Origin of the sequence: Dactylosporangium fulvum (assembly GCF_025137375.1) — a bacterium.
GTDB lineage: Bacteria > Actinomycetota > Actinomycetes > Mycobacteriales > Micromonosporaceae > Dactylosporangium > Dactylosporangium fulvum.
Window position 1 is genome coordinate 2597845 of record NZ_CP073720.1, and the last position, 13156, is coordinate 2611000.

Genomic DNA, 13156 nt, shown 5'->3' on the forward strand with positions numbered 1-13156 from the left:
ACTCAGCGCACCACGAGCTGGAACAGCACCAGGTGGGTTTCGTGCGTCTCGACCTCGAACAGGCCGGTCCGGTCGGCGCGCAGGTCGAGCGAGCCGGCGACGCCGGGGCTGAGCCGCACCGACCGGTCGTAGCCGTGGACGTGCACCTCGTCGGCGACGTCGGAGGTGACGGTGATCCGCACCAGGCTGCCCTTGGTGACCTCGACGCGGCTCGCCGGCGGGCTGACCTTCCGCTTCGCGACCGTGACCACGACGGTCCGGTCGGGCTCCGCGACGGGGGAGGCCGCGGCCGAGGTGGCACCGGACGCGGCACCGGCGGCGGGGGAGGACGCGCCGGATCCGGCGGCTGTCGCGGTGGTGGCAGCGGCGGTGGCGGCGGCGGTGGTGGAGGGCTGCGGCGCCGGGGCCGGATTGTCGCCGCAGCCACCGAGCGTGAGGGCCAGCGCCGTCAGGACGGCCAGTGGGATCGGGACGGCCAGTGGGATCGGGGCGGTGCGAGCGGTGCGGGGTGTCGGCACGGAGAGTCTCCCGGGGCGGCGGGTTTGTCAGGGCTGTGAATTTAGCCGCTTGTCGCTCCCCGGGGAACCCGGCATCATGTGCCGATGCGATCGGTCCGCGTCATTGCTGCCCGGGTGGCGGTGCCGGTGCTCGTCGCCGCGCTGGCCGTGCTCGGTCCAGCGGCCCCGGTGTCGGCACACGGGCAGCTCGCCATGTCCGACCCGGTCGCCGACAGCACCGTCAAAGAGCCCAAGAGCGACCTGAGGCTGTACTTCACGGAGCAGCCGGCCTCGTTCGCCTGGTTCACGGTGACCGCGCCGTCGGGCACGCGGGTCGACGCCGGCTGGCGCAACGGCGAGCCGAAGCGGCTCGACAAGCCCGTGCAGGAGTACTTCCTCGTCGACGGCAAGTTCGAGCCGAAGGTCTACAACACCGGCTTCCCCGCCCTGGTCACCGTCTCGCACTGGCCTGAGCAGGGCGTCTACGTCGCCGCGTACCAGTCGGTCGCCTCCGACGGCGAGGCGGTCAAGGGCACGCTCCGGTTCACTTACGGCGGCCCGGTGACCCCGCCGCCGGCGGGCTGGACCGCGCCGACCAACGGCCCGCCCGACGCCCTGACCGCGGCGCTCGAGAAGGACCACGCCGCGCCCGGTGCCGCACCGACCGCCGGCCCGACCGCCGCGCCGGCCGTCCCGCAGCCGGGTGGCCAGCAGTCCGCCGCACCGCCGACGCCGTTCGTGCTCACCGACTGGCTGATCCCGGCCCTGGTCATCGCCGGGATCGCGCTCATGGTCGGTGCCGCCGCCCGCCGCGAGCCGGTCAAGGTGGTGAAACAACGCCGGAAGGCCGCCGCCCGGGGCTGAACGTGCCCCGGACGGCCCTGGACAGCCTCGGGCGGCCGCCCTACTTCGGGGTGCCGCAGGTCTGCTGGATCTGCCGCGTGAGCCGGTCGGCGAAGGCCGGCTCGCTGACGATCCGCTGCTGGAACTCGGTGACCTGCTCGGCCGTCAGGTCCTGGTAGACCGGCTGCGACGCGTACGCCGAGGCCATCGCCGACGGGTCGGTGTAGACCCGCGACTGCACCGAGCACAGGTGCGCGGCCGTCGCGGCGAGGAACAGCGCCTCCCGCCGCTCCGGCGTCAGCGGTGCCGACGCCGAGGCCGAGACCGGCGCGACCGACGGCGTGGCCATCCGGGCCTTCGTGGAGTCCGGTGCGTCGCCGCAGCCGGCCGTACCGGCGACGAGCGCGAGGCCGGCGAGCGCGAGGCCGGCGAGCACGAGCAGGGAACGGGAGCGGATCATCGCGGGACCTCCGGATCTGTCATGCCACTTGTCACGCCGCTGGTCACGTCACTTGTCACGTCACGACGAGCGTCAGCTCGTTGGTGTCGGTCGTGGTGCCGTACGCCTGCTTGACCGTCAGCTTGTAGGTGCCGGCGGCGACGCCGGTCGCGTCGAACCTGACCGCGACGAAGTCGTCCGTGCCCACGGTCAGGCCGGCGGCGTTGTTCGGGCTGGTGTAGGCGCGGTCGCCCGGGTAGCTGACGACAAGGCCCTGGGGGCCGCCGCTGACGGTGACCCGCAGGTCGCCGACGCCCGGCTTGCGGGCCTGGAAGACCAGCTGGGTCCAGACCGGGGTGCTCTTCTGCACGGTGACCGTGGTGGTCTTCTGCACGACGGCGTCGCCGGTCGCCGAGACGACGGGGAGGGTCGCCGTGGCGGTGCCGGTGCGCTTGGTGCCGACGCAGCCCGTCGCGCCGTCGTTCTTCGCGACGTACGAGTAGGTCAGCTGCAGCGGTACCAGCGAGATCACGGTTGTGGGGTTCAGCGACACGTTGAAGGCGGCGTAGTCGAGGCGGCCCCCGGCGAGCGAGTCGCCCTTCGCCAGCGACGTGTACGTCCTGGTGTTCGTCGGGTAGGTCACGGCCACGCCGGTCCCGCCGGCGGTGATCCTGACGTCGCAGACGTCGCCGGTCGCCGCCCACATGGTGCTGACCCAGCCGGTCTGGCCGGGCAGCATCGGGGCGAGGACCGGAACGACGAGCCCGAGGTCCGGGCGGCCGCGCTCGCCGGCGCGGCGGCCGGCAGGATCACCGCGGCACCTGCGGCGCAGGCGAGGGCGATGGAGGCTGAACGGCGCATGGGGAGAGGTCCTGTCTGTCCGGGGATGCTGGGGCTTCCGTGGATTCCGTGCTGCTGCTTCCCCCCGCTGATCGGCGCCCGGCGCCCGGGCTTGAGCTACCCGGCGAGCGCCGTCCAGGTGTCGTACCGGTGCACCGCGATTCCCGCGAACGCCGGGTAGCGCTGCGCGGCCACGTCCACCTCGGCGAGCGTGCGGCGCAGCCGGTCGCCGGAGGTGCCGTGGAAGCTGCAGTACGCGCAGTCCCCGAGCGGCTGGGTCTCCGCCGCCAGGCGGGCCGGCTTCGCCGCCTCCGCGGCCCGGTCGAGCAGGTCACCGGCGACGCCGAGCATCGAGTTCTCGCCGGTGGCGGTGGTGCGGTAGCTCATCACCGTGACGGCGTCGACCCGCTCCAGCACGGCGTCGGCGAGCGTGCCGCCCTCTGTTGCGGGCGCGGGCACCGTGATCGTCGGGAGCCAGAACGGCACGTCCACCTCCAGCGGCAGGTCCGTCGCCGCCCGGACCGCGTCCAGGAGGGCGAGGAACCGCGGTACCAGCGACTGCCACGACGGCAGGAGGTAGGGCTCCACGTCGAGGTGCAGGCGGCGGAAGAGCCCGGTCGCGGCGGCGGCCCGCGCCCAGGTCAGCGCGGCGGTGTGGTCGGTCGTCCAGGTCGGCTCGCCGCCGAGGGCGTCGAGTGTGACACCGGCCTCGTCGCACAGCGCGCGCAGCTGCCGCAGGCGGGCCAGTTCGGCGGCGTCGGCGCGCGGGTCGTAGTACACGAAGATCGCCCGGACGCCGTTGGCGGTGGCCCAGGCGACGACCGGTGCGGGCTGCTCCCGCTCCCACAGCCACATGGCCCGGGTGCCCGGCGGGGCCACGGAGGTCTCCGGGGCCGGTGGGGGCAGGCGGAGCGGGGTGGCGGCGACCAGCGACACGACCACGAGCAGGAGGCTCAGCGCCGCCTGCGCGCCGGCGTCCCAGCCCCACCAGCGCCGCACCATACCCTGCCGATCGGCGGGGCACAGGGCGATGTGAGCCGGTGTGAGCGCGGTGTGAGCGCGTACTGTCGATCGGGTCACGCTCGACGGGGTCACGTTGACTGTCCCGGGGCGCGTGGGACACGATGACCTGCGAGCGGTACGCGGAGGAACACCGGTGGAAATCCGGGACGGTCCCGCCACTGTGACCGGGGAGTCGTCCTCCAGCGCACGGGCCACGGCCGTAACAAGCCGGAAGGCCGGGGGACGGCGGCGATCCGGGAGTCAGGAGACTCCGGCCGCTTGTTCAGCCAGCACCTTGCGGGCGCGGACCCGCCGAAGGGATGTGTCGTGACCCCGCCGTATCCGTTCTCGGCCGTGGTCGGCCTCGCCGACCTGCGCCTGGCGCTCCTGCTCACCGCCGTCTCACCGGCGATCGGCGGCGTCCTCGTCCGGGGCGAGAAGGGCACCGCCAAGTCGACCGTCGTGCGGGCCCTGGCCGCCCTGCTGCCCGAGGTCGCGGTGGTGACCGGCTGCCGCTTCGCCTGCGACCCGGCGGCGCCCGACCCGGAGTGCCCCGACGGGCCGCACGCCCTGGACGCGCCCGGCTGCAGCACCCACCGCCGGTCCGCCCTCGTCGAGCTGCCGGTCGGCGCCACCGAGGACCGGGTCGTCGGCACGCTCGACCTGCAGCGCGCCCTGGCCGAGGGGGTCAAGGCGTATGAGCCGGGCCTTCTCGCGGCGGCGCACCGCGGCGTCCTGTATGTCGACGAGGTCAACCTGCTCCCCGACCACCTCGTCGACCTGCTCCTCGACGCCGCCGCGATGGGCCGCGCCCACGTCGAGCGCGACGGGGTGTCGGTGAAGCACGCGGCGCGGTTCCTGCTCGTCGGCACCATGAACCCGGAGGAGGGGGAGCCCCGGCCGCAACTGGTCGACCGGTTCGGGCTCGTCGTCGGCGTGAGCGCCCCGCAGGAGGCGGCGCCGCGCGCGGAGGTGGTGCGGCGCAGGCTCGCCTACGAGGCCGACCCGGCGGGCTTCGCGGCGCGTTTCGCCGAGGACGACGCCGGGCTCGCCGCCCGGATCGTCACCGCCCGCGCCCTGCTGCCCGGGGTGGCGCTGCCCGACGGGGAGCTGGACCGGATCGCGCGGATCTGCCTCGCGTATCGGGTCGACGGCCTGCGGGCGGACATCGTCGTGGCGCGGACCGCGGTGGCGCTCGCGGCGTGGCACGGGCGGCCCGCGGTGACCCGCGCGGACGTGCGCGACGCGGCCCGGCTGGCGCTGCCGCACCGGCGGCGGCGGGATCCGCTCGACCCGCCCGGCGCCGACCTCGAGCGCCTGGAGGAGATCCTCGAGCAGGAGGCGCCCGACGAGGAACCCCCGGCCGACGGCGGCCCCGACGCGGGCCCGGACACCGACCCTTCCGGCGGCCCGGCGGGCGGCCCGGCGGGCGGCTCGGACGGTGGCTCGGACGGTGACCCGGGTGATGGCCCGGGTGATGGCCCGGGTGGCGGCCCGGGTGACGGCCCGGACGGCAGGGGCCGGGATCCGGGTCCGCGCGACGCCGGTCCCGCCGCGAGCAACAACGGTCCGGGGCGCCCGCCCGCGGACACCGGGGGATCCGAAGGCGCCGGTGACGCCGTGCAGGCGCCGTCGGCGGCGGCGTTCGCCGGCGTGCCGTACCGGCCCCGGCTCCTCACCGTCGCCGGGCGGGCGAACCGGCAGCCCGGCTCGCACGCCGGGCGGCGCTCCCCGGCCGTCTCCCGGCACGGCCGGGTCGTCCGCTCGCGCCGCCCGCTCGGCGGCAAGATCGTCGCTCTCCACCTGCCGGACACGGTGCGGGCGGCGGCACTGCGCGGAGCCCGCGCGGTCACGCCCGACGACGTGCGCGAGGCGGTGAAGGTCGGCCGGGAGGCCAACCTGGTGCTGTTCGTCGTGGACGCCTCGGGGTCGATGGCGGCGCGGCAGCGGATGAGCGTGGTGAAGACGGCCGTGCTGTCGCTGCTCCGCGACGCGTACCAGCGGCGGGACAAGGTCGGCATGATCACTTTCCGGGGCAGGCAGGCCACGACGGTCCTCGAGCCGACCGCGAGCCACGAGGTCGGCGTCCTGCGCCTGGCGGAGCTGCGCACCGGCGGGCGCACGCCGCTCGCGGCCGGGCTGCGGCAGGCCGCCCACACGCTCCACGGCGAGCGGCGGCGCGACGCCCGCCGCCGCGCACTGCTCGTCGTGGTCACCGACGGCCGGGCGACCGACGGTCCCGACCCGCTGACCGTCGCGCCGCTGCTCGCCGGGGTCGCCACGGTCGTGGTCGACTGCGAGTCCGGCCCGATCCGCCTCGGCCTGGCCCAGCGCCTGGCCCGGGCACTCGACGCCTCGTGCATCCCACTGGCCGCGCTGCAGGACAGGAGCTGATCGGACATGCCCCAGGGCAAGGTCGAACACGTCCCCGACGACGGGCTCACCACGCGGCAGCGGCGCCGCCAGCACGTCCTCGCCGTCAACACCGGACAGGGCAAGGGCAAGTCGACGGCCGCGTTCGGCATGGCGCTGCGCGCCTGGAGCGCCGGCTGGTCGATCGCCGTGTTCCAGTTCGTGAAGAGCCCGAAGTGGCGGGTCGGCGAGGAGACGGCGCTCAAGGCGCTCGGCGAGACCGGCAAGGGCGGTCCCGTCGTCTGGCACAAGATGGGCGAGGGCTGGTCCTGGATCCAGCGCCCCGGCACCGAGCGCGACCACGCCGCCGAGGCCGCCGAGGGCTGGGCGCAGATCAAGCGCGACCTCGCCGAGGAGGCGTACCGGTTCTACGTGCTCGACGAGTTCACGTATCCGATCAAGTGGGGCTGGGTCGACATCGCCGACGTCGTCGCGACGCTGCGCGACCGGCCCGGCAACCAGCACGTCGTCGTCACCGGCCGCGACGCGCACCCGGACCTGGTCGAGATCGCCGACCTGGTCACCGACATGACGAAGGTGAAGCACCCCATGGATGCCGGCCGGAAGGGCCAGCAGGGCATCGAATGGTAGGCACAGCTTGGTAGCCCGTCTCGTCATCGCGGCACCCGCCTCCGGGCACGGCAAGACCACCGTCGCGACCGGGCTGCTCGCCGCGTTCGCCGCGCGCGGGCTCACGGTCGCACCGTTCAAGGTCGGCCCCGACTACATCGACCCCGGCTACCACGCGCTCGCCGCCGGCCGGCCCGGCCGCAACCTCGACCCGGTGCTGGTGGGGGAGGAGCGCATCGGGCCGCTGTTCGCCCACGGCTCGGCGGGTGCCGACCTCGCCGTCGTCGAAGGGGTGATGGGGCTGTTCGACGGCCGCACCGGGTGGGGCGAGTTCGGCTCCACCGCGCACGTCGCGCGCCTGCTCGCCGCGCCCGTCGTCCTCGTCGTCGACGCCACGGCGCAGGCCCGGTCGATCGCCGCGGTGATCCACGGTTTCCGGTCCTTCGGCGACGGCCTCCACATCGCCGGCGTGGTTCTCAACCGGGTCGGCTCCGACCGGCACGAGCAGATCCTGCGGGACGCCTGCGCGGAGGTCGGCACGCCCGTCCTCGGCGTGCTGCGCCGCCACGACGCCGTCGCCGCGCCGTCCCGGCACCTCGGGCTGGTCCCGGTCGTCGAGCGGGCGGCCGAGGCGACCGCGTCGGTCGACGCGCTGTCCGCCCTGGTCGCCGGCAGTGTCGACCTCGACGCGGTGCTGGCCGTCGCCCGGGGTGCGATGCCGTTCGCCGCCGAGCCGTGGTCGCCCGAGACCGCCGCACCCGTGCCCGGGCGCCCGGTCGTCGCCGTCGCGGGCGGGGCCGCGTTCTCGTTCGGGTATGCGGAGACGGTCGAGCTGCTCGCCGCCGCCGGCGCCGAGGTCGTCACCGTCGACCCGCTGCGGGACGAGCGGCTGCCGGACGGCACGCGGGCGCTGGTCGTCGGCGGGGGTTTCCCCGAGGTGTACGCCGAACAGCTCGCCGCCAACGCACCGCTCCGCGACGCCGTGGCCCGGCTCGCCGCGGCCGGCGGCCCGATCGCGGCCGAGTGCGCCGGGCTGCTGTGGCTGTGCCGCTCCCTCGACGGGCGGCCGATGTGCGGGATCCTCGACGCCGAGGCGGTGATGACGCCGCGGCTCACGCTCGGCTACCGCGACGCGGTCGCCGTCGCCGACAGCGTCCTCGCCCCGGCCGGCACGCGGGTCAGCGGCCACGAGTTCCACCGCACCGCCGTCACCCCGCCCGCCGGCACGACCCCCGCCTGGGCGTGGCAGCCCGGCACCCGCGACGGTTTCGTCTCCGGTTCCGTGCATGCGTCCTACCTGCACCTGCACTGGGCCGGCGCGCCGGGACTGGCCTACCGGCTGGTGGCGTCATGCGCCTGACGGTCGGCATCGGCGCCCGCCCGGCGACCGGCGTGGACGAGCTCGACGCGCTCCTGCGCGAGTCGCTGCCCGGCTCCGGCGACCTGGCCGAGGTGACCACCGTGTCCACAGTGGACGACCGGGCCGCGGTCGCGGGCGAGCTGGCGGCCCGCCACGGCTGGGACGTGGTCACCTTTCCCGCGCAGCGGCTCGCCGAGGTCCGGGTGCCCTCGCCGTCGGCGCGGGTGGCGGCCGCGCTCGGCACCGGCAGCGTGGCCGAGGCCGCGGCGCTGCTGGCGACCCCCGGCCCGGCCGTGCTGCTGTCCCCGAAACGGGCCTCCAGCGGGGCCACCGTCGCCGTCGCCGCCGCCGCGCCCCCGGTGACCGTGGTCGGCATCGGGGCCGACGGGTTCGCCGGGCTCACCGACGAGGCCAGGGCGGCGGTCGACTCGGCCGACGTCGTCTTCGGCGGCCGCCGGCAGCTCGAGCTGGTGCCCGGCCTGCGGCACCGCGGCACCGTGTGGCCGTCGCCGCTGGTCCCCGCGCTGCCGTGGCTGCTCGCCGAGGTCCACGACCGCGCCGTGTGCGTGCTGGCCAGCGGCGACCCGATGTACTACGGCATCGGCTCGACCCTCGTCCGGCTCCTCGGCGCCCGGAACGTGCGGGTGCTCACCCACCCGTCGTCCGTCTCGCTCGCCTGCGCACGGCTCGGCTGGGCCGTCGACGACGTCTCGGTCGTGAGCGCCGTCGGGCGGTCCGTCGACGCGCTGCGGCGCGTGCTGCACGACGGGCGCCGCGTCCTCGTCCTCAGCTCCGGGTCCGGCACGCCGGCCGAGGTCTGGAAGGTCCTGGAGGACAGCGGCTTCGCGGACAGCGAGGTGACGATCCTCGAGGCGCTGGGCGGGCCGGACGAGCGGATCCACCACGACCCCGGCGCGGCGGGACCGCTGAACGTCGTGGCCGTGGCGTGCCGCGGTGCCGCCGGGGTGCCGCTGGTGCCGGGGCTCGACGACAGCACGTATGACAGCGACGGGCAGCTGACGAAGCGCGAGATCCGCGCCGTGACCCTGGCCCGGCTCGGGCCGCGCCCCGGCGAGCTGCTGTGGGACGTGGGCGCCGGCTCGGGCAGCATCGCGATCGAGTGGCTGCGCGCGCACCCGTCCTGCCGCGCGGTGGCCGTCGAACAGTCGGCGGAGCGCGCCGGGCGGATCGCCGGAAACGCGGCGCGGCTCGGCGTGCCGGGACTGTCCGTCGTGGTCGGCGCGGCGCCGGCGGCGCTCGACGACCTGGCCCCGTCCGACGCGACGCCGGACGCGGTGTTCGTCGGCGGCGGGTTCACCGCCCCCGGCGTGTTCGACCGGTGCTGGGCCGCGCTGCGCCCCGGCGGGCGGCTCGTCGTCAACGCGGTCACGGTCGAGTCGGAGCGGCTCGTCGCCGAGCTCCACGCGGCTCACGGCGGCGAGCTGACCCGCATCGCCGTCAACCGCGCCGCGCCCGTCGGCGGGTTCCTCGGATGGCGGCCGATGCTGCCGGTGACGCAGTGGGTGGTTTCACGATGACGGTGTACTTCATCGGCGCCGGGCCGGGCGCCGCGGACCTCATCACGGTCCGCGGCCGGGACCGGATCGCGGCGTCCCCGGTGTGCCTCTACGCGGGCAGTCTCGTGCCGGCGGAGCTGCTGGCCTACTGCCCGCCCGGCGCGCGGCTCGTCGACACGGCCAACCTGGACCTCGACCAGATCCTCGCCGAGCTCACCGCCGCGCACGCCGCCGGCCTCGACGTGGCCCGGCTGCACTCCGGCGACCCGTCGATCCTCAGCGCGATGGCCGAGCAGCTGCGGCGGCTCGACGCGGCCGGCGTCCCCTACGAGATCGTGCCGGGTGTGCCCGCCTTCGCGGCGGCCGCGGCCGCGCTGGGCCGCGAGCTGACCGTGCCGGGTGTCGCCCAGACGGTCGTCCTGACGCGGACCGCGGCCCGCGCCACCCCGATGCCGCCCGGCGAGGAACTGTCCACCCTGGCCGCCAGCCGGGCGACGCTGGTGCTGCACCTCGCGGTGCAGCGGATCGAGGTGCTCGCCGCCGAGCTGGTGCCGTGGTACGGCGCGGAGTGCCCGGTCGCCGTGGTGGCCCGGGCCAGCCGGCCCGACGAGGTGATCCTGCGCGGCACCCTGGCCGGCATCGCCGACCAGGTCCGTGAGGCCGGTATCAGGCGCACCGCGGTCATCGTCGTCGGCCCGGTCCTCACCGCCGAGGAGTTCCCCGACAGCCACCTCTACTCGACGACGCGGAAGCGCTAGGCACCCAGGCGCGGGAAGGGTTTTGTGGAGAAGACGACCTCGACGGGGACCTCGAAGTATTCGGCGATGCGCAGGGCCAGGTAGAGGCTGGGACTGTACTCACCGCGCTCGAGATAGCCCACCGTCTGGTAGTGGACGCCCAGCGCGTCGGCGAGCTCGCGCCGGGAGACCTTCCGCTCGGCGCGCAGCATGGCGATCCGGTTGTGGATCGTCTCGCTCATGCCGAATCCGTCGCCACCTTCGCCTGCTTCACCGTGGTGCCCGTCGCCCGCCGTGTCATGCGTCGCAACACTACCGGGGCGATCAGGAAGCCCAGGACCGCCCAGGCGCCGAGCACCCCGACCGTCTCCGCATGCCGCCACGAGTCGCCGATCTCCGCCGTGGCCAGCGCGTCCGGCAGGAGGGCGGAGCGCATGCCCAGGCCCAGCCAGTACACCGGGAAGATCTGCGCGATCGTCTGCACCCACTCCGGCAGGGCGGTGATCGGGTAGAAGATGCCGGAGATCGCCAGCAGCGCCATCACCGGCACCGACACCAGGCCGATGCTCTGCATCCCGCTGGACACCGCGCCGATCACGGCGCCGAGCGGCACCAGTGCGAGCAGGCCCAGTGCGAGCACCCACACGAACGTCACCCAGGTCGACGCGCGGCCCACCGCCAGCCCGTCGAAGACCAGCACCGACGGCACCAACATGAGGATCACGCAGGCGATCGTCACCCCGGTCCGGCTGACCACCTTGCCGACGACATAACCCAGCATGCCGTTGGGCACGGCCTTCATCCGCAGCAGCGTGCCGTCCTCCCGCTCGGTCGTCAGCGCCAGCGACAGCCCGAGCAGCCCGGTGTAGACGACGATGACGCCGAGGATGCCCGGCACCGCCTGCGCGCCGAGCGAGAAGTCGGTGCCGGGCACCGTCTTGCCGCGCAGCGTGTACATCACGACGAGCGCGATGACCCACGGCCAGAGCTCGCCCCACAGCTCCCAGGGGCTGGTGATCCTGTGCCGGAACTCGATCCAGCCCCGCTCCAGCCCCGCCCCGACCGCGTTCATGCGCTCACCTTCTCGTGCTGCTTCACCATCTCCAGGTAGACGTCCTCGAGCGTCGCCCGGCGCACCTCCAGGTCGCCGATCTCGTCGCCGTACTGCAGGAACAGCTCCCGCACGTAGCGGGTCGCGTCCTCGGCGGAGTGCACGAAGTGCTCGCCGTCGCGGCTGAACCGGATCTCCGCCTTCCGCGGCACCCGGCGGGCCAGCTCCGCGGCGCTGCCGTCGGCGACGATCCGCCCGTCGACCAGGATGACGATGCGGTCGGCGAGCTTCTCCGCCTCGTCGAGGTCGTGCGTGGTGAGCAGGATCGTCGTGTCGTCGAGGTCGGCGAGCCGGTGGACCAGGCCGTGGAAGTCCTGCCGGGCCTGCGGGTCGAAGCTGGCCGTCGGCTCGTCGAGGAACAGCAGCTCCGGCCGGCCGATCAGGCCGATCGCGACGTCGAGCCGCCGCCGCTGCCCGCCGGAGAGCACCGCCAGGCGGGTGTCGGCCTGCTCGGTCAGGCCGACGAGGCCCAGCAGCTCGTCGACGCCGTAGTGCTCGCGACCATACGGCCGGTAGAAGCGCCCGAGATGGCCGAGCAGTTCCCGCACGCGCCAACGGCCGTGGTCCCGCCAGGACTGCAGGACGATGCCGAGCCGTGCGTGCCAGGCCTCGTCGCCGTCGGCGGGGTCGACACCGAGCACCCGCACATCACCGCCGGAGCGGGTGCGGAACCCTTCGAGGATCTCGATGGTGGTCGTCTTCCCGGCACCGTTGGGGCCGAGCAGCGCGAGCACCTCACCGCGGGCGAGGTTCAGGTCGACGCCGCGCAACACGTCAGTGTCCCCGTAGCGCATGCGCAGTCCGGACACCTCGATGACCATACCCATGCCACGAAACATAGCACTTGTACTACATTCCATCGCAAGCCAATTGCGACGGGACGGCGGGCACGGGGCCGTCCCGTCGCGGGCCTTCCGGGGGTCGCTCAGCCCAGGGCGATCCAGACGTCGTCGAGGCTGCCGTGGAACTGGTCGTTGTCGGCGCCGTTGCCCTTGCCGCCGATGCTCAGCGGCACCGTGTTCGTCACCGACAGGGTGGCCGGGATCGTCGCTGTCGCGTGGACCACGTCGTCCACCAGCAGGATCAGCGCCGTGCCGGCCCGGCGGCACTCGAGCCGGTGCCAGGCGCCGTCGGTGACGGCGATGTCCGACCGGGCGATGTGGATACCGCGGACCACGTTGTCGGCGACCACGCAGCTCGGGCGGCCCGCCGCGCCGTCGACCTGGAGCTTGTACTGGCTGCCCGACGCCGAGTACCCCTTCTGGACGATGTTCTGACCCGCGCCGGCCTGGTGCTTCTTCAGCTTGATCGTCGCGCCGAAGCGGATCGGGCCGGTGCCGGGGTTGAGGTCCGGCGCGTCCGGCGCCTGGAGCACCGCGTGCGGGCACTTCTTCCCGGAGCACTTGGCCGGGAAGGCCGCCGCCCGGCCGGGCGCCCGCTCCACCAGCCGTACCTTGCCGCCGCGAGCGGTCGACGGGGTGAGCGTGTGCCCACGGCCGGAGTCGTCGACGACGGTGCCGCCGGTGGTCGTGGCGTCGAAGGTGTACCTCGCGACGACGACCGGTGCGACGACCGGTGCGGCGGTCTGTGCGGCGGTCTGTGCGGCGGTCTGTGCGGCGGTCTGTGTGGCGGCCGGCGTGGCTTCGGGCGCGGCGTGGGCAGGCGCGGCGGCGCCCGGCGCCGGCCCCGCGATCCCGATCAGCAGGGCGGCGATGCCCAGCGTCGCGGTTGTGTTCCCCCATGTCTTCATGTCCGAAATGTGGCACATAATCCGCCCCGACCCGCTGGTTTGCATCAGCGTGTCGACGCTTTCGGTAATCATTCGGTC

At 74.6% G+C, this 13156-nt stretch carries 14 protein-coding genes and 1 riboswitch; of the genes, 6 read left to right on the forward strand and 8 right to left on the reverse strand.

Going from position 1 to position 13156, the window contains the following annotated elements:
- Positions 1-2 precede the first annotated feature (2 nt).
- Entirely contained in the window at positions 3-518 is a 516-nt protein-coding gene (locus Dfulv_RS12125; protein WP_259862935.1) for a cupredoxin domain-containing protein, read from the reverse strand.
- 84 nt (positions 519-602) lie between these two features.
- On the opposite strand from Dfulv_RS12125, the gene Dfulv_RS12130 reads away from it, so the two are divergent.
- Complete coding sequence (locus Dfulv_RS12130) at positions 603-1361, forward strand: copper resistance CopC family protein (RefSeq protein WP_259862936.1); 759 nt, start codon at positions 603-605, stop codon at positions 1359-1361.
- A 40-nt stretch (positions 1362-1401) separates the two neighbouring features.
- Here Dfulv_RS12130 and Dfulv_RS12135 read toward each other — a convergent pair whose 3' ends face one another.
- From Dfulv_RS12135 to Dfulv_RS12145, 3 genes are all read right to left on the reverse strand, one after another.
- A complete protein-coding gene (locus Dfulv_RS12135) occupies positions 1402-1800 on the reverse strand; it encodes a hypothetical protein (protein ID WP_259862937.1) in 399 nt (132 codons plus the stop codon).
- Positions 1801-1855: 55 nt separating this feature from the next.
- Positions 1856-2518, reverse strand: coding sequence for a hypothetical protein (locus tag Dfulv_RS12140; RefSeq protein WP_259862938.1), 663 nt, complete (start codon positions 2516-2518; stop codon positions 1856-1858).
- A gap of 218 nt (positions 2519-2736) precedes the next feature.
- Positions 2737-3621, reverse strand: coding sequence for a hypothetical protein (locus Dfulv_RS12145; RefSeq protein ID WP_259862939.1), 885 nt, complete (start codon positions 3619-3621; stop codon positions 2737-2739).
- Positions 3622-3738: 117 nt separating this feature from the next.
- Positions 3739-3915: riboswitch (cobalamin riboswitch) on the forward strand.
- A 33-nt stretch (positions 3916-3948) separates the two neighbouring features.
- On the opposite strand from Dfulv_RS12145, the gene Dfulv_RS12150 reads away from it, so the two are divergent.
- Genes Dfulv_RS12150 through cobM form a run of 5 tightly spaced genes read left to right on the forward strand, consistent with a single transcriptional unit; the run spans position 3949 to position 10238 of the window.
- Entirely contained in the window at positions 3949-6015 is a 2067-nt protein-coding gene (locus Dfulv_RS12150; protein WP_259862940.1) for a VWA domain-containing protein, read from the forward strand.
- A 6-nt stretch (positions 6016-6021) separates the two neighbouring features.
- The gene (gene cobO, locus Dfulv_RS12155; RefSeq protein WP_259862941.1) at positions 6022-6624 is read left to right on the forward strand and encodes a cob(I)yrinic acid a,c-diamide adenosyltransferase; all 603 of its coding nucleotides are present in this window, start codon (positions 6022-6024) and stop codon (positions 6622-6624) included.
- On the forward strand, positions 6587-7963 hold the full coding sequence (locus tag Dfulv_RS12160) for a cobyrinate a,c-diamide synthase (RefSeq protein ID WP_259862942.1): 1377 nt from the start codon (positions 6587-6589) through the stop codon (positions 7961-7963). Before cobO ends, Dfulv_RS12160 begins: the two co-directional genes overlap by 38 nt.
- Positions 7954-9501: a precorrin-6y C5,15-methyltransferase (decarboxylating) subunit CbiE gene (gene cbiE / locus Dfulv_RS12170; RefSeq protein ID WP_319805788.1), complete on the forward strand. Its 1548-nt coding sequence runs from the start codon at positions 7954-7956 to the stop codon at positions 9499-9501. Before Dfulv_RS12160 ends, cbiE begins: the two co-directional genes overlap by 10 nt.
- Entirely contained in the window at positions 9498-10238 is a 741-nt protein-coding gene (gene cobM / locus Dfulv_RS12175) for a precorrin-4 C(11)-methyltransferase (RefSeq protein ID WP_259862943.1), read from the forward strand. The genes cbiE and cobM overlap by 4 nt, the downstream gene beginning before the upstream one ends.
- Here the strand turns inward: cobM and Dfulv_RS12180 are convergent.
- From Dfulv_RS12180 to Dfulv_RS12195, 4 genes are all read right to left on the reverse strand, one after another.
- A complete protein-coding gene (locus Dfulv_RS12180; protein WP_259862944.1) occupies positions 10235-10459 on the reverse strand; it encodes a helix-turn-helix transcriptional regulator in 225 nt (74 codons plus the stop codon). The two genes, cobM and Dfulv_RS12180, sit on opposite strands and share 4 nt — an antisense overlap.
- Positions 10456-11289, reverse strand: coding sequence for an ABC transporter permease (locus tag Dfulv_RS12185; RefSeq protein ID WP_259862945.1), 834 nt, complete (start codon positions 11287-11289; stop codon positions 10456-10458). Before Dfulv_RS12185 ends, Dfulv_RS12180 begins: the two co-directional genes overlap by 4 nt.
- A complete protein-coding gene (locus Dfulv_RS12190; RefSeq protein ID WP_259862946.1) occupies positions 11286-12155 on the reverse strand; it encodes an ABC transporter ATP-binding protein in 870 nt (289 codons plus the stop codon). The genes Dfulv_RS12185 and Dfulv_RS12190 overlap by 4 nt, the downstream gene beginning before the upstream one ends.
- Before the next feature lie 98 nt (positions 12156-12253).
- On the reverse strand, positions 12254-13078 hold the full coding sequence (locus tag Dfulv_RS12195; RefSeq protein ID WP_259862947.1) for a LamG domain-containing protein: 825 nt from the start codon (positions 13076-13078) through the stop codon (positions 12254-12256).
- Positions 13079-13156 lie beyond the last annotated feature (78 nt).

Bases quoted from the DNA above. Each gene is read 5' to 3' on its own strand.
- Dfulv_RS12145 (WP_259862939.1), bottom strand. From the start codon at position 3,621: ATGGTGCGGCGCTGGTGGGGCTGGGACGCCGGCGCGCAGGCGGCGCTG.
- Dfulv_RS12190 (WP_259862946.1), bottom strand. From the start codon at position 12,155: ATGGGTATGGTCATCGAGGTGTCCGGACTGCGCATGCGCTACGGGGAC.
- Dfulv_RS12140 (WP_259862938.1), bottom strand. From the start codon at position 2,518: ATGCTGCCCGGCCAGACCGGCTGGGTCAGCACCATGTGGGCGGCGACC.
- cobM (WP_259862943.1), top strand. From the start codon at position 9,498: ATGACGGTGTACTTCATCGGCGCCGGGCCGGGCGCCGCGGACCTCATC.
- Dfulv_RS12185 (WP_259862945.1), bottom strand. From the start codon at position 11,289: ATGAACGCGGTCGGGGCGGGGCTGGAGCGGGGCTGGATCGAGTTCCGG.
- cobO (WP_259862941.1), top strand. From the start codon at position 6,022: ATGCCCCAGGGCAAGGTCGAACACGTCCCCGACGACGGGCTCACCACG.
- cbiE (WP_319805788.1), top strand. From the start codon at position 7,954: ATGCGCCTGACGGTCGGCATCGGCGCCCGCCCGGCGACCGGCGTGGAC.
- Dfulv_RS12160 (WP_259862942.1), top strand. From the start codon at position 6,587: ATGCCGGCCGGAAGGGCCAGCAGGGCATCGAATGGTAGGCACAGCTTG.
- Dfulv_RS12135 (WP_259862937.1), bottom strand. From the start codon at position 1,800: ATGATCCGCTCCCGTTCCCTGCTCGTGCTCGCCGGCCTCGCGCTCGCC.
- Dfulv_RS12130 (WP_259862936.1), top strand. From the start codon at position 603: ATGCGATCGGTCCGCGTCATTGCTGCCCGGGTGGCGGTGCCGGTGCTC.
- Dfulv_RS12195 (WP_259862947.1), bottom strand. From the start codon at position 13,078: ATGAAGACATGGGGGAACACAACCGCGACGCTGGGCATCGCCGCCCTG.
- Dfulv_RS12180 (WP_259862944.1), bottom strand. From the start codon at position 10,459: ATGAGCGAGACGATCCACAACCGGATCGCCATGCTGCGCGCCGAGCGG.